We start from the raw sequence: 21885 nt of genomic DNA, 5'->3' as shown, positions 1-21885 counted from the left end.
TGAGCTTGTTTTGCTTAAAACACTAAAATTCTTCCCTCAATTTACTTTTTGTTATCCTTCGAGCCGAAATTTTGGTATGTCCATTCGTCGGGCTCAATTCCCTGCGGGCCCACATATTCTCCGTTGGGCACATAGCTGGGGCGGTTTTCGTCATGCAACACGGCGTCGCCATAGAACGACACGTTGCGGCCGAACGTCCAATCACCCTCGATCGTCACCGAATTCGCGGCGGCCAACGATGGCACCGAGTACGGGAAACGCTCATTAAAATCATGGATGTTCTTGTAATAGCGCGCGTCCAAATGCACATCCGGGAAGATGTAGTTGCCGTCTTCCATCTCGTAAGCGTCGGTGAGGTGGAAACGGTCGGAACGCATGATGAACAAGTCGTCGGTCGTCTTGACGGGAAGGAAGCGCATGCGGTCCACCTGGACGCAAATGGCGCCGTCAAACAGGCCCACGGCCGCACCCATCGCGGTTTCCAGCTGAATAACGGGAGTGGACGAGGCGTCGGTGGGATCCACCGTCTTCTTGTTGCGGATCACCGGGAGCGGCAACACGCCGTTATACTTGGCGAGCAGTTCCTTCAACGCGTCGATACGCACCCAAATATTGTTCGTATTGAAATACGGATGCTTAGCGATATCCATGGCGTCGGCCTTGTCGTCGGGATGGACCTGCGTCATTTCGCGCAGCATCAGGCGGCCCGTGGCCTTGTCTCGTACGATATGGCCGCCCTTGCGGTCGGCGCTGGTACGCGTGGCCACCTCAATCATGATCGGCGCGCCCGTATTTTCAAAATGTTGCGCCAGCGTACGCGACGGACGTGCGCCCAGGTTGTCGGAATTCGAAATGAACAGATATTCGAAACCGCGTTCTTCCAGCGCGTCCAGCAATCCCGACTCCCACACTGTGGAGAACAGGTCGCCGTGTCCCGGAGGGCACCATTCGAGATCCGGCTGGGACGGATACTCCACGGGCTTGCCCGTAGCCAGATCGATCTTGGGTTCGCGATGCTGGATGATTTCCAACGGAATCTCGTCCTGTGTGAAATGCTGCTTCTGCAGCACCTGCATCGTGTCCGCGGACGTGCGGAAGGAATTCATGAACGTCAGCGGCAGCTCGATGCCCAGACGCATGCGGGCGGTCTGCACCTGGCCGAGGATGATGTCGATGAAACGCATTGGGCGGGCCTTGTGGCGGCGCACGGGAAGTAGCGACTTGGCGCACTCCAATCCCATGGAAGTGCCCAGGCCTCCGTTCAGCTTCAAAAACGCGGTTTTGGCAAAGGCATCAATGGCTTTGTCGTGGTTGATGGTTTCATATACGTCACGGAAACTGGAGACACGCGTAAGCGGCTCCACATCCTCCTCGCGGATGTAGCTCGTGCCGTCGTCGTTGGCCCAGACATTGTAGAGGCGTTCAAACTGGCTGATAGCCGTTTCACTCATGCCCTGGGTGCGCATTTTTTGCGCAGAAAAGTTAAACATGTCCGACATGTCCTCAAGCCTTTCCAAAAAGAATACCGTGTCTAGTGTAGTCGCATTTACAAAATTTATGTGCGCTTCCCAAATATTCACGCATATCGCGTAGTAAAAATATTTGACGAAGACGTGCGAGAACCCGTGCGGTTACGCCATAAAGAAAGGCGCTGTTTATTGCGGTGCAATTGCAATATTATTTGCGGACGCTGTGAACAATACATGCCATAGCCAACGCGGATCACGCGTTTGGCGGCTCCTGTTCATCCTTGTCGCGCTTGTAGATGCCCAACACGCCGACAATGGCGGCCACCAAAATGCACGGGGCGCAAATCCACGGGCTCACACCCTGGAATTTCAAAACCAGCGCGACAACGATCAATACCGCGGCAATTACGAAATACCAGATTTTCTTCATATTCTCCCCGACTCTTCGACTCTCGTACCCAGTATAGGGGTTCGACCCCGCGCCTAGTCAAGTGCGCGAAAAGGTTTGAATACAGAAAAACCGCAAATGCCGTAAGCATTTGCGGTTCATGGTCGGACCAGCGGGATTTGAACCCGCGACCCCTTGACCCCCAGTCAAGTGCGCTACCAAACTGCGCTATGGTCCGTCTCGGTGTTACCGAATACAGAACATAGCACAGTTTTTTAGAAATGCAAAATCACTTTTTGCCCTTGCGCTTCTTTTCACGCACATTTACCGAGATTTGGATCGGCGTGCCTTCGAAGCCAAACTCTTCGCGCAGTTGGCGTTCGAGGTATCGGCGATAGCCGTGCTCAAGGAATCCTGTGGCAAAGATCACAAAACGCGGCGGGCGTGTGGAAGCCTGTGTCGCAAACAGGATTCGGGGCTGTTTGCCACCGCGCAACGGATGCGGGTGGGCGGCCTGGATCTTGCCGAGGAACGCGTTGAGCTTGCCCGTGGGAATACGCTTGTCCCAGGATTCCAGCGCCGTATTCATGGCGCGCGTCAAACGGTTCGTATGCCATCCGGTTTTCGCTGAAAGATTGACACGCTGGGCCCATGTGACACGTTCGAACTCCGTCTTCCACAGGCGCTCCATGCGCTGGCGGTCGAAGTCGTCCATCAGGTCCCACTTGTTGAACACGAGCACGATGGCGCGGCCGGCGTCTACGGCGGAAGACATGACTTTCAGGTCCTGGTCGGAAATCGGCTGGGAAGCGTCGAACAGCACGAGGGCGAGTTCGGAACGCTCGATGGCCGCTTGCGTGCGCAACGACGAATAGTATTCCGCGCCCGACAGCTTGTGCATGCGGCGCTTGATGCCGGCCGTATCGATGAACAGCCAGTCTTCCCCGTCCATCGACACGATTTCATCAACCGGGTCGCGCGTGGTTCCGGCCAAATCGTTGACGACGGAACGCTCGGCGTGGGCGAGCTGGTTCAGCAACGAGGACTTGCCCACGTTCGGGCGTCCTACCAGCGCCACGCGGCGCAGATGGGACGGCGTAAGGAAACCGGACGTGCGTTCGGCGCGCTTCAGGGCGTCCAAAGCATCGTCGAGCAAGTCGCCCACTCCCCTGCCGTGCATGGCGGAAATCGCATGCGGCTCGCCCAGTCCCAGCTTCCAGAACTCGGCGGCGGCGTATTCGCTAATGCGGTCGTCGATCTTGTTGACGGCCACGATCACGGGCTTGCCTGAGGAACGCAGCATTTTCACAATGCGCTCGTCCGTGGCGGTCAGGCCGACCTGGCCGTCCACCACGAAAATCACGGCGTCCGCGAGTTCCACGGCGATTTGCGCCTGTGAGGCGATGGCCGAGTCGATGCCTTCCACGTCGGCTTCCCAACCGCCCGTATCCACCAGCTTGAAGTCGGTTCCGGTCCATTCGGCGTCATAGCTGACGCGGTCGCGCGTCACGCCTGGCGTGTCTTCCACCACGGCGGCACGGCGTCCCAGAATACGGTTCACGAGCGTGGATTTGCCCACGTTCGGGCGTCCTACCACTGCAAGCACGCCCACCTCGCGGGCCTTGGATTCCTCCACGGGCTGCATGAAGGAGGAACCGTCAATAAGTCCGGCGTCCTCTTCCTCCAGCTCGTAGCCTTCCATGTTCGCGGCGTAACGCTCGTATTCCTGCGTCTCGATGGCGTCTTCCACCAGGCCGATCAGGACATCCAACGTCTGCTCGAACGTCAGGTCCGAATTGTCGACGGTGGTCACGCCGTTGGAAGCTTCCATGAAGGAGGTCACCTGCGCGTCCTTGTGGTCGCGCGCCGACACGTCCTCGACATTCGTCATGCCCTTGGCGCTGGCTTGGCCGGAACGTCGCGCCTGGCGCACTTCCTCGCGGGCCGTCAACAGCACGCGCACCTGCGCGTCCGGAGCCACGACCGTGGTGATATCGCGGCCTTCCACCACGATACCGCGACCGTCCGAGAAGGATTCCTCGGTGCCTTCGGCGGCGATATAGGCGCGCTGCGCCGCGATGAGCACATGGCGCACGGGAATGATGCCGGACACGCTCGAAACGTGCGTGGACACCTCATACGTGCGGATCTGTGCGCTGATGTCTTCACCGTCGCAGAATACCTTCGGATCGTCGGGATCCATGCTGATGTCGAAATGGCCGTCGGTGAAGAACGACGCGACGGTTTCCGTTACGAGCTGCTCGTTGACGTCGCCATCCAGGTCGATGCCTTGGTGCATGCACCACCAGGCGCACGCACGGTACATGGCGCCCGTGTCAAGATAGGCGAAATCGAAATATTTGGCCAGGGCCTTGGACGTGGACGACTTGCCCACACCCGCAGGTCCGTCAATACCGACACAAATCACAGTCCCACCGCCTTAGAAAGGGAACGGACCTCGACCTGGGACAGCACGCGGTAGGAACCGGGCTTGAGATCTCCCAGCTTGATCGGTCCGATCTGCGTACGCACCAGTCGCGTCACCGGGTATCCGATAGAGCCGAAAATGCGGCGCACAATACGGTTCTTGCCCGAGTGCAGCGTTACGCGCACGACCGTCTGGTCGCGGCGCGCCGCGAGGATGACGCACTTGTCGAGTTTGATCCAGCCGTCGTCCAGCTGCACGCCCGTGCGCACGAGGCGACGGCAGACGTTGCCGTTGAGCTTGCCTTCCAGCGTGACCACGTAGGTCTTTTCGACTTCGTACTTCGGATGCATCACATGCTGGCTCAATTCGCCATCGTTGGTCATGAGGATCAGACCTTCGGAATCGTAATCGAGACGTCCCATGTGGAAAATACGTTCGTATTTGTCGCCCACAATGTCGCGCAGCGTATAGCGGCCCTTGGGGTCCTCCATAGCGCTCAGCACCTTCTTGGGCTTGTTCAGCGCCAGCGTAACGTGGTTCGGGTTGATGTGGATGCGGGATCCATCAACACGGACTTGCTGGCGTTTTGGATCGACTCGCGTTCCCAAAGTGGTGACAAGTTCGCCATCGACTTCAACGCGGCCGTCCGTAATCATTTCTTCGCATTTACGGCGTGAGCCAAATCCTGCCTGCGCAAGCAATTTTTGCAGGCGCACCCCGCCCTCATCATCATGCTGGTGGGCTTTTTTGGCTTGACTATATGCGTGTGGCATCGTTCTCCCAACGTGGCCTTAATAATGAATAAATTCGCTATTTTATGATTTTTAGTAAATACTAAAAACGACGTTTAGTATTGTACAGGGGCTGCATACCATGGCAGCCGATCGACGGGCCGAGGTCCGTTCCATATATAAGGATAAAGGAAAGTTATGACTGCTATTGACAATGAGGCGCTCGTCGAGCGGAAAGTGGAGCCTAAGGAAAAGCATTCGCTATGGGCGCGCGTATTGAGCGAGTTCGCCGGCAGTTTCCTGATTTGCTTCTGCATTTATCTCATGTGCACGTTCGGTTCCACGCTCTATAGCGTGAACCTCGCCTTCATCGCGTTGGGCACCGGTGTGGTATACGCCGCCATGACCATGATTTTCGGCAAGATTTCCGGCGGCCAATTCAATCCGGCCATCACGCTGGCCGCCATGCTCACTTCCAAAACGCGTGTGGCCGACGGCGTCCTGTACATTGTCGCGCAGATCATCGGCGCCATCTGCGCCGGCGGTCTGGTCAAGGCGATTCTGCCCACTTCTCAGTCCATCAGCGCCAGCCAGTGGTTCGCCATGTCCGTCAACGGATTCGACAAGGGATCTTCGCTGTATGCTTCGCTCAACCAGCTGGGACTCACGTTCAATGTGACCATCGCCATTGTGGTGGAATTGATTGCTTCGATCATCGTGGTGGCGGCCGCCATGGTCACGCTCAAGAACAACGGCAAGCCCACCCACACCCACGCCCTGTCCATGGGTCTGGCCTATGCGGCCGCCGTGGCGATGGCGTATCCGGTGACGGGCGCCTCCGTCAACCCCATCCGCGCCACGGGTATCGCCATCTTTGCGCAGGGTGAAGGTCTAGCGCAGGAGCCTCTCGCCCAGTTGTGGGTGTTCTGGGTATGCGCCATTCTGGGCGCCGCCATTGTGGCGCTGGTCATTATCGTGGCCCAGCTTATCGCCGGCCGCAACACGGAGGACATGATGGCCCAGGAAGTCGCCGAGGACGCACAGGAAGAAGCCCTCGAAGAAAAGGCTTCGGAAGTTCTGGCGGAACATGACGATGATGAGTCGAGCGTAACCACCGATGAGGATGTGGCCCTGACGGGCGCGCAGGCGAACGCTTTAGAGGCTCAACAAGCGGATACTGAAATAAAGTAACAGGATCGCCGCTCCAGACCCGATGCCCACCGTGGCGTCGAATGGCACGGAACGGACCTTCCAGGGACTGCGGTCCCGCAACACCAGCTGGATGATTCCGGTTACGATGGCCGTCAACGCGATACACAGCGTGGCGGCCATTTCTTTACCGAGCGCGGCGAGAACCGCTGCAAGGGCGACCATGCCGGCGACAATCCATTCAAACCATGGCGCGCCTTCATGGTTCTCAGAAACATGAGGATGATCTTTCATCGCCGATCCCTTCCAATACGCGGTCGCGTTCATTATGCAAATGCGGCATAGCCTGTGCTGTAACGCCCGGCCGTGCCGCATCCGTATATTCACTCTACAAATAGTAGGTCATATCTGGACTTCTTTAGTGGAAGAAGTGCCTCGTTCCTGTCACATACATCGTGATATCCGCCTCTCGTGCGGCCTGGAACACTTCCTCGTCCCGGATGGATCCGCCCGGCTGCACGATCGCCTTGATACCGGCGTCGATCAGGATTTGCGCGCCATCGGCGAACGGGAAGAACGCGTCCGAGGATGCCACGGCTCCGCGCGTGCGGTTTTTGCCGTCGTCCAACGTGTTGGCGCGTGTTACCGCAAGGTTGGCCGAATCCACACGATTGACCTGTCCCATGCCGATGCCTACCGTGGCCTCGTCGTGTGCGATGAGGATGGCGTTGGATTTCACGCATCGTACCGCGCGCCATGCGAATACGAGATCCTGCAGGGTCTTTTCGTCGGCGACTTGGCCGGACACCAGCGTCCAATTGGCCGGATCGTCTCCCGGAGCGTCGATTTGGTCGAGATCCTGGACCAGCAGGCCGCCGTCGATTTGGCGGATTTGCTGGTGGTGTACTGGAGGCTCCTGTACCTGCAAGATGCGCAGGTTCTTCTTCTTGGTGCGCAACAGTTCCAGCGCTTCCGGTTCGTAGTCGGGAGCCACGATGACTTCGGTGAAAATGGGGCGGATATTGTTCGCCATTTCCAAGGTCACCGTACTGTTCGCGGCAATGACTCCGCCATAGGCGCTCATAGGGTCGCAGGCGTGCGCTTTCAGATGCGCTTGCGCCACGGTATCCGCCACCGCCAGGCCGCAAGGATTATTGTGCTTGACCACGGCCACGGCGATTGCGGGAGCGAAATCCCATACGGCCCGCCATGCGGCGTCGGCGTCCACATAATTGTTGTAGCTCATCGGTTTGCCGCCCAGCTGACGGGCATGGGCGAAGGAACGCGTGTTGAGCGGATCGGTATAGAGTGCCGCGGTCTGATGCGGATTCTCCCCATACCGCAAAGTGTGGGCCAAATCCCATGTGCGCGTATAGGCTCCGGAGAACTGGCCGTCATGGTCCTGGTCGTCGGGCTCGTTGTGAATGGAGTCGGGTTTTGTCCAATGCTCGGCCGTCCATTCGTGAATGGTGGCGTCATAGGCGGCCGTGTGTGCGAAGGCTTTGGCCGCCAGCCATTGGCGCTCTTCCAATGAAAATCCGGTACCGTCCTCAATGCGCTGTGCGACAAGCGCGTAATCGTGCGGATCGGTGATGATGGCGACACAGGCGTGATTTTTGGCAGCGGCGCGGACCATCGTCGGTCCGCCGATATCGATTTTTTCGATGATGTCCGGTTCGCTTGCACCGGAACGAACCGTCTGCGCGAACGGGTAGAGATTGACGATCACCACGTCGAACGGTTCGATATTGAATTGTTGCAGTTGCGAAGCGTGGTCTTCACGCGTGACATCCGCAAGGATGCCCGCATGAATGTGGGGGTCCAGCGTTTTTACGCGGCCGTCCAGACATTCGGGAAATCCCGTAACTTCCGATACCGGAGTGACCTGTACGCCCAGATCCCGCAATTGTTGCGCGGTGGATCCTGTGGATACCACTTGTGTGCCGGCGGCGATGAAGGCCCGCGCCAGCACGTCCAATCCTTCCTTATGAAATACCGATACCAAAACCCGTCGTAGTGGTCGGTTCATGGTCATTCTGATTCTCCTTCGCGTGGGACGCGGATCGCACCACTCGGTGAGAGGCGGATGGCGCGTGCGGGGTGTCGTTCGGGGACTCCGAATTCACATGGAGCGCACCGCTGGATTGCGCGGTGCGAACCTTGGCGGAGGACTTCTGCTCGTCGTGATCCTTACTGGCATCACGTTCGGAAGCATGGTCTTCATGCACCGATTCGGAAACTTGTTCAGAGTGATGGCGTGAAGCAGCACCACGAATTGCGTATGCGAGGGCGACGGCAACCAACGCCACCATCCATACGGCGAATAGTCCTATTGCCGTCGGTTTGGCCAAAGCTTGTGTGGACTGGGCCACGGGAGCCCCTACCGTACGCAGACGGTGGGTTCCCAACGAACCGTCGGCAAGAACGAAAATAATGCTTGCGGCGAGGGAAACCAGCACCACGGCGATACACAACGCCCCGGCAGGATACGCAAACGCCAACAAGCGTTGCTGCAAGGACTGCGCCGTATTGCGGGCCACGCGCCACATGGGGAAAGCACGCCGGTACGTCAGCGCCACGATTCCCACCAATACGCTGACAATGCACGGAATCAGTACATAAAACGTCCTGAGACCCGAGGATTCCACCGCTTGCGGGAACAGCGCGAATACGGGCAATGCGGGAAGGCCCGTGGCCGATCCGTTCCATAGGGTGAACGTGGCGATGGATCCAATGGAGAAACTGGCGCCGAACAGCCACGCCATGGCCCAAATGGCCAGATTCGGCAGCCATGCCAGCGACATGATGCAAATGAAGAAACGGGACCATGTCCGCACTTGCAACAGTGTGAACATGGTGCCCATGGCGTCATGGTTCATAATGGTCCACACGATCACGGTGACCAGTCCGATGGCCAGATAGATGCCCAGCAATGCCACGCCCACGACGAGTCCACTTACCACCGCGTGGTGCACGGGCAGCGAAACATGTTCATGGATGTAGCTTTGCACGCGGCGGCACGCAGATGAGCCAGGCCATACCGCCCATAGGCATCCGATCGAAAAGACCACGGCGCCTTTGACAAGGACCAGCCACCATGAATCGTTGACGGTTACGGAGAGGCCGGCCGTCATTACGAGATCCAGCAACAGCCATGCCACCAGACCTCCCGCATATGAGCGCATGGTCGCCTTGAACTTCAGGGCTACGGCCCGGATCAAAACGATCAACAATATGGTCAATAGCAGCGGTGTGACGCCCATTACTACGCCATTGGCGTGGAATCCGACACCTTGGGCCGCCAACGTCATCGCCTTGGTCAGGGGCACACTAAAGCCGGTAAGGCTTGCGGCCCCCTCTTCCATGGTGATCACGAGCAATGCCAATGACAACATGAGTCCCACCGGAACGGTGAACAACAGCATTGCTACGACGGATACGGCTACTCCTCTAAGATATGGGGTAATACTCTTTCTCATCACTTGCTTCGAGCGGCCAACAACTCACGCATAAGATCCGCCGTCTGACGCGGTGTGCGTCCAACGGGGATACCGGCCGCTTCTAGTGCCTCTTTCTTGTCTTGTGCCGTTCCCTTGCCTCCGGAGACGATGGCGCCGGCATGGCCCATCTGTTTACCCTCAGGAGCTGTGAATCCGGCGATGTATGCGACCACGGGTTTGGTCATGTGTTCTTGCGCCCACAAGGCGGCGTCTTGTTCCGCGTTTCCGCCGATCTCGCCGATCATCACCACCGCTTGGGTTTCCGGATCGTCTTCAAAGACCATAAGCGCTTCCTGCAGCGTGGTGCCCACGATCGGGTCGCCTCCCGCCCCAATGCACGCGGTGAAACCGATATCGCCAAGTTCCGCCATCATTTGGTAGGTCAAGGTGCCGGATTTGGACACGAGTCCCAACGGACCATATGACGTAATGCCGTCAGGAATAATGCCGAGGTTGACGCCATGTTGATCCGGCCGGCCGCTCATGGTGACCATACCGGGGCAGTTTGGTCCGATTAGGCGCACTCCCCTGCGCAAGGCGAGTTCCACACAATAGGCGCTGTCCGCGACGGGAATGCCCTCGGTGATAACCACCACGACGGAAAAACCGGCCTCAATGGCCTCGACCATCGCGGACTTGGCGAATCGTGGCGGAACGAAAATGACGCTCGCTTGGGCGCCGGTCTCGGCCTTGGCCTCCTGACAGGTTGCGAAAACAGGCACTTCAACGTCGGTGCCATCCATGCCAGTAAAAGTCAGCGAGGTACCCGCCTTGCGTGGATTGACACCGCCGACAACACGGGTGCCCGCGGCCAGCATGCGCTGCGCGTGCATCATGCCTTGATGGCCCGTGATTCCTTGGACAATAACAGGGGCATCATGTTCTAGGAATGCGCTCATTGCCTGTTCTCCTTAGCTTGCGCCGCCAATTGCACGGACATTTGGGCAGCTTCCTCCATGGTGGGGGCGACATGGATCATGGAATTGTGTTCTTCGCGCAATATGGCGAGACCCTCGCTCGCATGATTGCCGTCAAAGCGGACGACCAGCGGCTTGGTCATGCGCAGCTCTTCAATGGCCTCGATAATGCCGCGCGCCACTTGCTCGCAGGATGTGATGCCGCCATACACGTTGACGAGCACGGATTCGACTTTCGGGTCGGACAATACGATGCGCAGGCTCTGGCACATCGTTTGCGCGGAGGCGCCGCCGCCGATATCGAGGAAATTGGCCGCGGTAATGCCGTTGCCCTGATCCTCCCCCGCATATGCGACGGCGTCGAGGGAACTCATGACCAACCCCGCGCCGTTGCCGATCACGCCCACTTCGCCGTCGAGATGGACATAATGCAGGCCAAACTCTTGGGCCTGATGCTCCAACGAGTCGCTTCCCGTGCTGTCGTCGAAACGCTTCCAACCGTCATGGCGGAATTTTGCGTTGTCGTCCAGTGAAATCTTCGCGTCCAATGCGCATAGCGATTTGGACGACTCGTCATCGGGATCGCCAATCTTGGCCAAAGGATTGATTTCCACCAAGGTTGCGTCATTGTCCTTAAAACAGCGCCACATGCGCAACAGGATCTGCGCGGCCTGTTCCACATCGGCATGGTAGAAACCGATGGCCGCGGCCATTTCCCGGGCTGCTTCAATATCGAAATCGTCCAACGCGCTAATATGCAGGCGCTTCACCGATTCCGGATGCTCCTTGGCGATTTCTTCCACTTCCGTACCGCCATTGGCCGTGGCCAACACGTCGAAATCCCTGGACGAGCGGTCCACGGAAATGGACACATAATATTCATGAAGAATGTTTTTAGCCTCGGCTACCAGCACGCCACTTACCGAGTGGCCGTGAATGGTCATGGGAAGAATGTCTTCCGAGGCGAGAATCGCGTCATCGCGAGTGTGTGCGAGCTTAACTCCTCCGGCCTGCCCGCGGTGGCCGATCTTTACCTGCGCCTTGACGACCACAGGATAGCCTATCTGGTCGCTGCCCTCAGCAACTTCATGGGAATTTTGCGCGTATATCGCTTCCGGAACAGGAATGCCTTGTTCTTTGAGCAACTCACGCGCTTGGTATTCATATAGATCCATAAGATTCCTTCCAAGTGGCGTCAGACAACGACCAGGAGTCGATTTACAACTAGGCCGGCATGGTCAGCAACGAACTCGTAGGATAATCGCCCAGCGAAGCCACGCCGTTCAGTCCGTCTAATTCCATAACAAAACTAAAGCCAGCGACGGTTCCTCCGCACGCTTTGACCAAATCGCGGGCGGCGGAAGCGGATCCTCCTGTGGCGATCAAATCGTCGACGATGAGAATGCGTTCGCCTTCGTGGACGGCATTGGACTCGATTTCAATGGTGGCCTCGCCGTATTCGAGCGAATAGCTCGCCGATTTTACCGGCGGCGGGAGCTTGCCGGCCTTGCGTACGGCAATGAATCCCTTCCCCAAACGCGCAGCCATAGCGGGACCAAACAGGAATCCGCGAGCCTCAAGGCCGGCGATCGCATCGATCTGGTCGACCGGAACCGGAAGCGCCTTTTCCAAGGCGTCCATAAGGATGCTCAAGGCTTTCGCATCGGCGAAAACGGGCATGAAATCGCGAAAAAGAATGCCGTCTTTCGGATAATTCGGAATGGAACGAATCAACGAGACGAGGTACTGCGCATCCTCTTGGCCGACTTTTTGTATGTCAGCCAACGTGATGTCTGACTGTGCCATAGTTGTCCTTTACTTCATCACTGGTATTGGATATGAACAAGCGTGTAGACAACAACGCTTATGCGCGCTCGTCTGCTACCGGCTTGGTGTCCTTCTCGGTTTCAGAAGCTTCGGCTTGTGCCGCAGCGGCCGGTTCCTCGGCCACAACATCTTCCTGCACCTCGGTGGTCACCTCGGCATCTTCGATCTGCTTGGGTTCTTGCGGAAGCGGATTGCCTTCCTCGTCGACCTCGTCGTCATGTACATACGCGGGGCGCACGTATTGACGGCTGACCGCCTTGAATGCGAAACGCATCTGGGAACCTTCAGAATCGATGACGATCTCTTCATATTCCTCGTCGACATCCACGACCTTGCCGATCACGCCACCGATGGTAATGATTTCAGTGCCCGGCTGCAGGTTCTTCCTAAAGTCTTGAAGTTCTTGGTTTTGCTTCTTTGCCTTGCGCGACTGGAAAAACAGCATGCCGACCATGAACACCAGTAGAATGATCAGAAAAATATAATCCACAATGGGCTCCTTGCATGTCGTATATGTCACAACTGCCGTGGGCACGATTCATGCCCACGGACAGACAACTTTAGATTAGCTTACTGACATCGGAATTACTAGCATCTTCAGGCGGTTGCATGCCGAGATGTTCCCATGCCTTGCGCGTGGCCATGCGCCCGCGCGGAGTCCTCATGAGGAATCCTTCGCGTACCAGATACGGTTCGCATACCGTTTCGATGGTCTCCTGCTCTTCGCCCACCATGGCGGCGAGATTGTTCAGGCCGACGGGGCCGCCCTGGAAATTGTTCACGATCGCATTGAGCACGGCGATATCGAGCCTGTCCAGGCCCTCCGTGTCGATCTGGTAGAGCGCCAATGCGTCTTGGACGTCTTGCGGTTCCACGATTTCCAAATCGTGGACGAGGGCCCAGTCTCGCACACGGCGCAACAACCTGTTGGCAATGCGCGGCGTACCGCGCGAGCGGGACGCCATCTGTATGGCCGACCCCTGCGCAAGTTCCAGACCCAGCACCCTGGCGGACCTCGTGATGAGCTTCTCCAATTCCTCGATCGGATAAAAATCGAGGTGCGCGGTAAATCCGAAGCGGGCGCGCAGCGGAGACGGCAGCATGCCTTCGCGCGTCGTGGCGCCGATCACGGTGAAACGAGGCAAGGTGAGCGGAATGGAAGACGCTCCAGGTCCCTTGCCGACCATCACGTCCACACGGAAATCCTCCATGGCAATATAAAGAAGTTCCTCCGCGGCTCGCGGAAGACGGTGGATTTCGTCAATGAACAGCACTTCCCCGGCGTCCAGCGAGCTGAGGATGGAAGCGAGATCGCCGGCATGCTGGATTGCGGGGCCGGACGTCACGCGGATGGGGACTTCCAGTTCGTTGGCGACAATCATGGCCAATGTGGTCTTGCCCAATCCCGGAGGACCTGCAAGCAGAATGTGGTCCGGCGGCACCTCGCGTTTTTTCGCCGCATCCAAGAAAAGCTGCAATTGCGCCTTAAGGCGCGGCTGGCCGATAAAACCGTCAAGAATGTGCGGACGCAGTTCCTCGTCGCTTACGGGCTCGTTGTCCATGGGCGCCGTGGAAACCATGCGCAACGATTCCTCACGCGCGTTGCTGTTGTCGGCGTCAAAATATTCCATCTGCTCCATGCGTCACCTTCCCGAGTCCAAAGATTTAAGGGCTTGGCGCAGCACCATGGGGACTTCGCTGTGTGGCAACGGTGTTGCGCAGTGGAGATCCTCGATGGCGCCGTCTACCGCCGCCACGGCGTCCTGCTGATGCCATCCGAGAGAAATAAGGCCTTCAATAACCTGAAGCCTGCCCGTATCTTCAGCCGCCATACGCGCTGGAGTGTCCGAGGCCAGTTCGGGCGTGGGCGCCGTGATGGAGCCTTGCAATTCCACAATGATCTTTTGCGCGCCTTTTTTGCCCAGACCCGGCGCCTTGGCCAAAGCGGACGCGTCATTGTCTGAAATCGCCTGGGCGATCTGGCCCGGATTCAATGTCGACAGCAGCGACAAAGCCACCTTGGGGCCGATGCCGCTCACCTTCACGAGCTGCGTGAAAATACGCTTGGCCTCCATGGAAAGGAAGCCTTGTAGCGCAATGGCGTCCTGGCTGACGCTCATGACGGTATACACCGTACGATGCTGGTCAATATGAATTTCCGCGAGGTCGGCCAATGGCATGCGTATCTCGTATCCCACGCCATTGACGTCCAAGATGATGGCGGTACTATCAACCGCTACGACCTCGCCCGTAAGTAATGCGATCATGGCGGCCCCTAGCAATAAAAATCGAACATATGTTCGTATTTTACATGGCTCTGCGGACTCTGCTGCTTTTGCCCGCCTTTTGGGCGGCCATGGCCCACTGGCGTTGGGCCGCAGTCAGATGCTGCTCACGCTCGCCACCTTGGATGGCGCCGGCGGGGCGCAATGCGTGGCATATCGCGATGGCAAGCGCGTCGGCGGCGTCCGCGGGTTTGGGCAAAGTGTTGAGATTCAAAATGCGGGCGACCATGCGTTCCACTTGGATCTTTTGCGCCTTGCCGTTTCCCGTGATCGCGGTCTTGGATTCGGAAGGCGTGTGCACGGCGACGGGAATGCCGCGCTGCGCGGCGGCGAGCATCGCCATGCCCGCCGCTTGCGCGGTACCCAACACGGTATTGCGGTTGTCTTGTGCAAACACGCGCTCGATGGACACCACATCGGGAATGAATTCGTCCATTTTGGCGGCCAAACCGTTGTACACGGTCAACAATCGCAAATCCTGCGGCTGTTCAGGTTCCGAACGTACGACATCCACGTGAATAAAAGAAAGCCGGCTATGAGCGCCGGCTTCTATCACGCCGACACCACAACGCGTAAGGCCGGGGTCAACGCCAAGAATAATCAAAGGGATTACTCTTCTTCCAACTGGGCCATGACTTCATCGGAAGCGGTCCAGTTGCTGTAGATGTTCTGGACATCGTCCAGGTCGTCGAGGTTGTCGATCAGGCGGGACACCTTCTGGGCATCCTCAAGCGTCAGCTCGACTTCGTTCTTCGGCAGCATGGTCAGGTCGGCGGAATCGTAATCCACACCGGCATCCTGCAGAGCCTTGCGCACGGCGATGAGGTCGGAAGGATCCGTCACCACGGCGAAGGTCTCGCCGTGATCCTGCACGTCTTCCGCACCAGCTTCGGCGGCCTTCTCGAACAGGTCGTCAAAATCCACGCCTTCGGCCGGAACCTCGATGACGCCCTTGCGCTCGAAGTTGAAGCTTACGGCGCCCGTGGTGGCCAGAGAGCCGTTGCCCTTGGTCAGCGTGGAACGCACTTCAGCGGCGGCACGGTTGCGGTTGTCCGTAAGGCATTCGATGATGATGCCCACACCGGCGGGAGCGTAGCCTTCGTAGACGATGCTCTCGTAGTTGGCGCCACCAGCTTCTTCACCGGAACCACGCTTGACGGCGCGCTTGATATTGTCGGCCGGCATGGAAGCCTTCTTGGCCTTATAAATGGCGTCGTAGAGTGCAGGGTTGCCGTCCGGATCGCCACCGCCCTGACGAGCGGCGATTTCAATGTTCTTGATGAGCTTCGCGAACAGCTTGCCGCGCTTTGCGTCGATGGCAGCCTTCTTGTGCTTCGTGGTCGCCCACTTGGAATGACCTGACATAATGCTCCTACGCTAATCGATACTAATAAACGCAATGATTCTATTGCAGTTCTAAGACAACGCCTCATTATATACGGCAAGCACCTGATCAACCACGGCCGACCAGTCGAAATCGCGGGCGCGGTCGCTGCCGGCTTGCGCCAGAGCGTTCCGCCGCTCTTCGTCTTCCAGCAATTCCACAATGGTCTCGGCGCAATCGTGCGCGTCACCGTTCTGGAAAAGCGCCGCTTCGGCGCCGTTGTGCGTCACATCCACGAACGCTTCGAGATCCGACGCCACCACCGCGCACGAGGCGGCCATGGCCTCCGCGAGCACAATGCCGAAGCTCTCCCCTCCCGTTTGTGGCGCCACATAGATGTCCAGCGAACGGTAGAACGAAGCTTTGCTGTCGTCGTCGATGCGTCCGAGAAACTCGAAATGGCGTTGCAGTTGTCCTGACGGGTCGATGTCGCGCAGCATGGCGTACGCTGCATCCTGGCCGTCGCCGGCGCACAGGAACCTGGCCTGCGGATACCGCTGCAACACATATGACGCCGCTTTCGCAAAAATGCGGAAGCCTTTGCGCTCTTCCGCCATGCGTCCCAGAAAACCGATGGTCGGCGCTTGGGCCGTTCCCCGCCAAGACGTGCGCGGCTCGGCCTTGGCGAAGAAATCGTAGTCGATACCGTTAGGAATGACATGGCTCGGCGTAGATAGCGGCACAAAGTGGTCCGCGGTACGCTTCGCGGCAGGAGAAACGAAAATCGCCTGCGCGACCGGTTGCAGTTGGCGCGTGATCATGCGCCCGAACATGCGCAACAGTTTCGGATATGGTTCAACGCTCGCATGGAATGTGGCGACCATCCGCGGCGCGCGACGCATGCGCAACGGCTTGTGAGACAATGACGGAATTTCGGGCTCGTGAATATGCAAAATGTCGAAATGGCCTTGCCTCACCCATCTGCGCACGCGCATGCCGGCGGTCAGGAAGAAGCTCAGATGGGCCCATGAACCATTGTACGGAACCGCAAAAGACGAATCGTTGGTATGCACCCACAATGGCATGTCGGTGGTACGCCGTCCCGGAGCGTACACCGACACCTCATAGCCGCGGGCGATAAGTTCATGGGCGAAATCGCGCACATGGTTTTGCACTCCACCCGGAGTTTCAAAAGAATACGGGCAAATGATACCAATCCGCATCGTTTTGGAACGTGATGATACAGATTTCCCCAAAGTCGTAGTATGACGTTTCGAATTAGATACAGACACAACTATGTATTGTGAATCACCGACTTGACTTTCCCACCATTTCCAGCACATGCTCGGGGACGTTCTTGAGCCGCGAAAAATCGAGGTCATCAATAAAAATCGGCTGCAACATGTGCCAATCCTCCGGATGGCGCACGATACCTTGGGACCATATGCGCACCCACTCCTGGGAAATGGCGTGGATGGCTTCCTCCCGTTCCATGGAAAGGAATGGCGTCACGTCGATCGGGGCGCCGATCTCGCACACGTATCCGTAACGGGTCGCCGCCTGATCGCGCCGTTTCCCGTCAAGACGTTCACGGTACACGTTCACCACATACAGCGGACGGCCGGAATCATAAGCGAGCGTCGCTGGACCGCGCGCCACACGGATGACGGAACCGAACGCTTCCACAAACTCGCCATTGCGTCCCAAATCACGGTCCGCCAACAGGGGCGCCACCACAGGGGCGTCAATACGCATGCGTTCTTCAAGCTGGGCCGTCAAATGCTTGCTACCCGTCAGCAGCACGGTGATGCCCAATTTCTTGCGGATCTCGATGAATGTTTCCAGCAGTTGTTCATTGGACAGACGCTCCGCGACGGTCAGTACGGGCGCCACTTCGAAACTGCCCCATAGCCCCGCGTAATCCCAGTTGCCCTGATGTCCCAGCGCCATGGGAGACGACTGACCGTGGCGCGCGGCCTCCTGCAGCATCGGCACGCCTTCGCCTTCGCCGCGCACGCGCGCTCGCAATTGCTCTTCGCTTCTGGCGTCCACCGTCATCGCCTCTGCGAAATATTGGAAATACGAGCGCATGCCCTTGCGGCTCATCGCGCGCAGCTCATGCGCGGTGACGGGCCGCTGCGGGTGTGAGGACTGGAGGACATGGCGCAGGTTGCGTTCCAATTGTCGCACGCCTGCCGCCCGGGCCAGCCATGCGATATTGGCCGCGGCAGCGAACAGTCCCTCGATAAGCCATTGCGGGATACGGCGTGAATGACGTGCTATGGCGTTGAGCAACGAATCGAACATGAACAACCTTCCGACAGTACCGGGTCAGTCCGCGTGGTCGAGACCGCCACGCGCAGCCAGCGCCTTCTTCACTTCGCCGATGCGCTGGAAGACGGTGATGGTTCCCAATACGCACAGCAGCGCCATGGCGATGGCGAGCCATAGCGGGCTATGGGCCAGGCCGCTGACCGCCATGCCGATAAGGATGATGGTCAGGCGGTCGGAACGTGTGGCGATGCCGCCCTTGGCTTCGCATTGGATGGATTCGGCGCGTGCGCGGGCATATGGCGTGACGAACGAGGTCATCATGGCGTATGCCGTGCAGCACAAGCCGACAAGCGCGACGATATTCATGGATTGCGTATTGATGAGGCCGTCATGGTGCGGATAAATGTTCATGAAGAAGTAGATGGCCGCTCCGATCAACACTCCCCAATCGGCGATGCGATCGAGAGTGGAATCAAGGAACGCCCCGAACTTGGTGCTGCCCGTGGTCAACGCCGCCACGGATCCGTCAAGCGAATCGAACAGCACCAGAATGGTCAATACCACCGCTCCCCAGAACAGCCATCCGGTAATGCCCGTGGCAATGCCGACCAGCGTGGTGCCGACGGCGCCACTAACCGTTACCGCGTTCGCGGACAGGCCCATGGCCACCAGCAACTTGGCGATTGGCTCGATGCAGCGTTTAAACGGGGGACGTAATTTTTCAAGCATGCGATGATCTTTTTCCTCGAATAATGGATAACTTTACGTACCTTACGATAACAAGATCATTGATTTTGTATAAAAAATGGGGATCCGCGAATGTTCGCGAATCCCCAAAAGTCAACGGTTCAACCCGTCAACGGCCGGGAGCTCAGTGCTCCACGGCGTTGAAATCGTCGGCGCTGTTGATCTGCACGCGCGACTTCAATGCGGCCATGATCCAAGCCTTGGCCTGGTCGATCGGCACGCCGTTGAGCTGGCTGCCGTCACGGAAACGGAAGCTTACGGCGTTGTTGGACACATCCTCTTCACCGGCAATGAGAATGAACGGCACCTTCGACTTGGAGGCGTTGCGGATCTTCTTGCCGAAACGGTCGTCGGACAGGTCGATTTCGCAGCGCACCGTCTCCTCTTCCATCGAGCCGATGAACTCCTGGAGATGCGGAGCGAACTCGTCGGCGACGGGCACGCCCAGTACCTGCACCGGGGCGAGCCATGCCGGGAACGCGCCGGCATAGTGCTCCAGCAGGATGGCGAAGAAACGCTCGATGGAACCGAACAGCGCGCGGTGGATCATCACCGGACGCTGGTGGGTGCCGTCGGCCGCCACATACTCCAGCTGGAAACGTTCCGGAAGGTTGAAGTCCAGCTGAATGGTGGACACCTGCCACGTGCGTCCCAGAGCGTCACGTGCCTGCACGGAGATCTTCGGGCCGTAGAAAGCGGCGCCGCCCGGATCGTCCACGAGTTCGAGACCGGAATCCTTGGCGACTTCGGCCAGCGTGGTGGTCGCTTCCTCCCAGATTTCGTCGGAGCCCACGAACTTGTGCTCGTCCTTCGTGGAGAGCTCCAGATAGAAGTCGTTGAGGCCGAAGTCCTTGAGCAGATTCAGCACGAAGGTCAGCAGGTTCTTCAGCTCGCCCTTCATCTGCTCGCGCGTGCAGTAGATGTGGGAATCGTCCTGGGTCAAACCGCGCACTCGCGTAAGGCCGTGGACCACGCCCGACTTCTCGTAGCGGTACACGGTACCGAACTCGAACAGGCGCAGCGGCAGCTCGCGGTAGGAACGCTGGCGGGACTTGAAGATCAAGTTGTGCATCGGGCAGTTCATCGGCTTGAGGTAGTAGTCGAAGCCCTGCTTCGTGATGTTGCCGTCCTCATCGCGCTCTTCATCCAAGTGCATCGGAGGATACATGCCGTCCTTGTACCACTGCAAGTGGCCGGACGTCTCGTACAGGCCGCCCTTGGTGATGTGCGGGGTCTGCACGAAGCTGTAATGGTGCTTGCGGTGCATTTCACGCGAGTAATCTTCCATGGCGTTGATGACCGCGGCGCCCTTGGGGTGGAATACCGCCAGGCCCGGTCCGATTTCGTCCGGGAAGGAGAACAGGTCCATTTCCTGGCCGAGCTTGCGGTGGTCGCGCTTCGCGGCTTCTTCCAGACGCACCTGGTAGGCCTTGAGCTCGTCCTTAGTCGGGAATGCCACGCCGTAAATGCGCTGCAGCATCGGGTTCGCCTCGGAACCCTTCCAATACGCGGCGGCGGCGCGCTCCAGCTTGAACGCCTTGATGTAGCGCGTGTTCGGCAGGTGCGGTCCACGGCACAGGTCCGTCCACACCACGTTGCCTTCGCGATCCACGTTGTCGTACATGGTCAGCTCGCGGTGCGCGACATCTTCTCCGATGCCGTCGTCGATGGCCGCTTCCTTGTCGTCGATGAGCTCGAGCTTGTAAGGCTGCTCGGCTTCTTCGAGCTGGGCTTCGGACTGCGTTACCACGCGGCGGCGGAAGGACTGGGAAGACTTGATGATGCGCTGCATGCGCTTTTCGATGGCTTTCAGATCCTCCGGGGTAAACGGGTTCTGCACATCGAAGTCGTAGTAGAAGCCGTTTTCAATGACCGGGCCGACGCCGAGCTTGGCGTCCGGGAAGATTTCCTGGACCGCTTGGGCCATGACGTGCGTGGCGGAGTGGCGCATGATGCGGATGCCGTCTTCGGAATCAAGCGCGATCGGCTCGATGGTGTCGCCGTCTTGAAGTGGCGTATACAGGTCGCGCGGTTCGCCGTTCAATCGCACCGCGATGATGTTCTTGTCATCTGCGAAGAGCTGGACGCCCGTGATGTCTGCCGCCACCTCCTTCGCTTCACCATTGAGATTAATAGAGATGGTCTGTTCAGCCATACGATGTCCTTTGCTATCGGAGCCCGCGTTACAAGGTGCAGGCTTGGACGTAACTAACGTAGCTAACATAAGGTCATGTTGAGACAAGACGGACGGTGCGTTTCGCGCCCCATCCGGCCTCCCCCAAGGCTCGGTGGCATGACACGCGAAACATCATACGAACGCACGAAAAGACAAAATAAAAATATAGGAAGAAAAATGCAAATGCGGAAACGCAAAAAAGAGAGCGGACAACGGGACTCGGACCCGCGGTCTCGACCTTGGCAAGGTCGCGCTTTACCAACTAAGCTATGTCCGCATAATCAACAGGAGTTGATTCGTGGGTGATATAGGAATCGAACCTATGACCCCTTCCGTGTGAAGGAAGTGCGCTAGCCGCTGCGCCAATCACCCGATCTTCATTTATGCAACCGGTTCAGCGGACCAGTTCCGTGGGCGATACAAGATTCGAACTTGTGACCCCTTCCGTGTCAGGGAAGTGCGCTACCTCTGCGCCAACCGCCCGGTTGTGCCGATTCATCGGCGAGGTGGGTACGAGAGTCGAACTCGTCTATACGGCTTTGCAGGCCGCTGCCTAACCGCTTGGCTAACCCACCATTAGACTCCCGAGGAATCTAGAGCGGACAACGGGACTCGGACCCGCGGTCTCGACCTTGGCAAGGTCGCGCTTTACCAACTAAGCTATGTCCGC

20 protein-coding genes and 6 tRNA genes are annotated in these 21885 nt (G+C 58.2%); 1 reads left to right on the top strand and 25 read right to left on the bottom strand.

Annotated features, from left to right (window positions below):
* Nucleotides 1-41: 41 nt before the first annotated feature.
* The 5 genes from BMAGN_RS06125 to BMAGN_RS06110 form a co-directional block, all read right to left on the bottom strand.
* Nucleotides 42-1499: a UTP--glucose-1-phosphate uridylyltransferase gene (locus BMAGN_RS06125; RefSeq protein ID WP_022859457.1), complete on the bottom strand. Its 1458-nt coding sequence runs from the start codon at nt 1497-1499 to the stop codon at nt 42-44.
* A 223-nt stretch (nt 1500-1722) separates the two neighbouring features.
* A complete protein-coding gene (locus BMAGN_RS08315) occupies nt 1723-1899 on the bottom strand; it encodes a hypothetical protein (RefSeq protein WP_022859456.1) in 177 nt (58 codons plus the stop codon).
* 119 nt (nt 1900-2018) lie between these two features.
* A tRNA-Pro gene (locus BMAGN_RS06120) sits at nt 2019-2095 on the bottom strand.
* A 51-nt stretch (nt 2096-2146) separates the two neighbouring features.
* Nucleotides 2147-4285, bottom strand: coding sequence for a bifunctional cytidylate kinase/GTPase Der (gene der, locus BMAGN_RS06115; protein ID WP_022859455.1), 2139 nt, complete (start codon nt 4283-4285; stop codon nt 2147-2149).
* Nucleotides 4282-5058 carry a pseudouridine synthase gene (locus tag BMAGN_RS06110; protein ID WP_022859454.1) on the bottom strand — a complete coding sequence of 259 codons (777 nt, stop codon included), beginning with the start codon at nt 5056-5058 and terminating at the stop codon, nt 4282-4284. Before BMAGN_RS06110 ends, der begins: the two co-directional genes overlap by 4 nt.
* A 156-nt stretch (nt 5059-5214) precedes the next feature.
* Between BMAGN_RS06110 and BMAGN_RS06105 the strand changes: the two genes are divergently transcribed.
* Nucleotides 5215-6207, top strand: a complete 993-nt coding sequence (locus tag BMAGN_RS06105) for an MIP/aquaporin family protein (RefSeq protein WP_022859453.1) — start codon at nt 5215-5217, stop codon at nt 6205-6207.
* Here the strand turns inward: BMAGN_RS06105 and BMAGN_RS06100 are convergent.
* The 20 genes from BMAGN_RS06100 to BMAGN_RS06005 all read right to left on the bottom strand — a co-directional run bounded on the left by BMAGN_RS06100 (nt 6172) and on the right by BMAGN_RS06005 (nt 21885).
* Complete coding sequence (locus tag BMAGN_RS06100; protein ID WP_022859452.1) at nt 6172-6459, bottom strand: hypothetical protein; 288 nt, start codon at nt 6457-6459, stop codon at nt 6172-6174. The two genes, BMAGN_RS06105 and BMAGN_RS06100, sit on opposite strands and share 36 nt — an antisense overlap.
* A gap of 124 nt (nt 6460-6583) precedes the next feature.
* Nucleotides 6584-8200, bottom strand: coding sequence for a bifunctional phosphoribosylaminoimidazolecarboxamide formyltransferase/IMP cyclohydrolase (purH, locus tag BMAGN_RS06095; RefSeq protein ID WP_026501934.1), 1617 nt, complete (start codon nt 8198-8200; stop codon nt 6584-6586).
* Nucleotides 8151-9590, bottom strand: a complete 1440-nt coding sequence (locus BMAGN_RS06090; protein ID WP_051126598.1) for a cell division protein PerM — start codon at nt 9588-9590, stop codon at nt 8151-8153. Before BMAGN_RS06090 ends, purH begins: the two co-directional genes overlap by 50 nt.
* A 53-nt stretch (nt 9591-9643) precedes the next feature.
* The gene (gene sucD / locus BMAGN_RS06085; RefSeq protein ID WP_022859449.1) at nt 9644-10564 is read right to left on the bottom strand and encodes a succinate--CoA ligase subunit alpha; all 921 of its coding nucleotides are present in this window, start codon (nt 10562-10564) and stop codon (nt 9644-9646) included.
* Nucleotides 10561-11757: an ADP-forming succinate--CoA ligase subunit beta gene (gene sucC, locus BMAGN_RS06080; protein ID WP_022859448.1), complete on the bottom strand. Its 1197-nt coding sequence runs from the start codon at nt 11755-11757 to the stop codon at nt 10561-10563. The genes sucD and sucC overlap by 4 nt, the downstream gene beginning before the upstream one ends.
* Nucleotides 11758-11806: 49 nt before the next feature.
* A complete protein-coding gene (locus BMAGN_RS06075; protein ID WP_022859447.1) occupies nt 11807-12388 on the bottom strand; it encodes an adenine phosphoribosyltransferase in 582 nt (193 codons plus the stop codon).
* 58 nt (nt 12389-12446) lie between these two features.
* A complete protein-coding gene (yajC, locus tag BMAGN_RS06070) occupies nt 12447-12899 on the bottom strand; it encodes a preprotein translocase subunit YajC (RefSeq protein ID WP_022859446.1) in 453 nt (150 codons plus the stop codon).
* A gap of 70 nt (nt 12900-12969) precedes the next feature.
* Nucleotides 12970-14040, bottom strand: a complete 1071-nt coding sequence (gene ruvB / locus BMAGN_RS06065; RefSeq protein WP_022859445.1) for a Holliday junction branch migration DNA helicase RuvB — start codon at nt 14038-14040, stop codon at nt 12970-12972.
* Between the two features lie 12 nt (nt 14041-14052).
* A complete protein-coding gene (ruvA, locus tag BMAGN_RS06060; protein WP_022859444.1) occupies nt 14053-14676 on the bottom strand; it encodes a Holliday junction branch migration protein RuvA in 624 nt (207 codons plus the stop codon).
* Between the two features lie 40 nt (nt 14677-14716).
* Nucleotides 14717-15298 carry a crossover junction endodeoxyribonuclease RuvC gene (gene ruvC / locus BMAGN_RS06055; protein ID WP_022859443.1) on the bottom strand — a complete coding sequence of 194 codons (582 nt, stop codon included), beginning with the start codon at nt 15296-15298 and terminating at the stop codon, nt 14717-14719.
* Between the two features lie 5 nt (nt 15299-15303).
* The gene (locus tag BMAGN_RS06050; RefSeq protein WP_022859442.1) at nt 15304-16059 is read right to left on the bottom strand and encodes a YebC/PmpR family DNA-binding transcriptional regulator; all 756 of its coding nucleotides are present in this window, start codon (nt 16057-16059) and stop codon (nt 15304-15306) included.
* Nucleotides 16060-16110: 51 nt separating this feature from the next.
* The gene (locus BMAGN_RS06045; protein ID WP_152593230.1) at nt 16111-17241 is read right to left on the bottom strand and encodes a glycosyltransferase family 4 protein; all 1131 of its coding nucleotides are present in this window, start codon (nt 17239-17241) and stop codon (nt 16111-16113) included.
* 85 nt (nt 17242-17326) lie between these two features.
* On the bottom strand, nt 17327-18325 hold the full coding sequence (locus BMAGN_RS06040) for a phosphatidylinositol mannoside acyltransferase (protein ID WP_022859440.1): 999 nt from the start codon (nt 18323-18325) through the stop codon (nt 17327-17329).
* 24 nt (nt 18326-18349) lie between these two features.
* Entirely contained in the window at nt 18350-19021 is a 672-nt protein-coding gene (locus BMAGN_RS06035; protein WP_022859439.1) for a CDP-alcohol phosphatidyltransferase family protein, read from the bottom strand.
* Between the two features lie 142 nt (nt 19022-19163).
* Nucleotides 19164-21194, bottom strand: coding sequence for a threonine--tRNA ligase (gene thrS, locus BMAGN_RS06030; protein WP_034250422.1), 2031 nt, complete (start codon nt 21192-21194; stop codon nt 19164-19166).
* A 225-nt stretch (nt 21195-21419) separates the two neighbouring features.
* Nucleotides 21420-21492, bottom strand: a tRNA-Gly gene (locus BMAGN_RS06025).
* A 22-nt stretch (nt 21493-21514) separates the two neighbouring features.
* Nucleotides 21515-21587, bottom strand: a tRNA-Val gene (locus tag BMAGN_RS06020).
* 39 nt (nt 21588-21626) lie between these two features.
* A tRNA-Val gene (locus BMAGN_RS06015) sits at nt 21627-21698 on the bottom strand.
* Between the two features lie 21 nt (nt 21699-21719).
* Nucleotides 21720-21790 (bottom strand) — tRNA-Cys (locus BMAGN_RS06010).
* Between the two features lie 22 nt (nt 21791-21812).
* Nucleotides 21813-21885, bottom strand: a tRNA-Gly gene (locus tag BMAGN_RS06005).

Origin of the sequence: Bifidobacterium magnum, from assembly GCF_000741255.1 — a bacterium.
GTDB classification, from domain to species: Bacteria; Actinomycetota; Actinomycetes; order Actinomycetales; family Bifidobacteriaceae; genus Bifidobacterium; species Bifidobacterium magnum.
The sequence above is the reverse complement of the archived record's forward strand: the minus strand, read 5'-3'. Positions and strand labels throughout refer to the sequence as shown.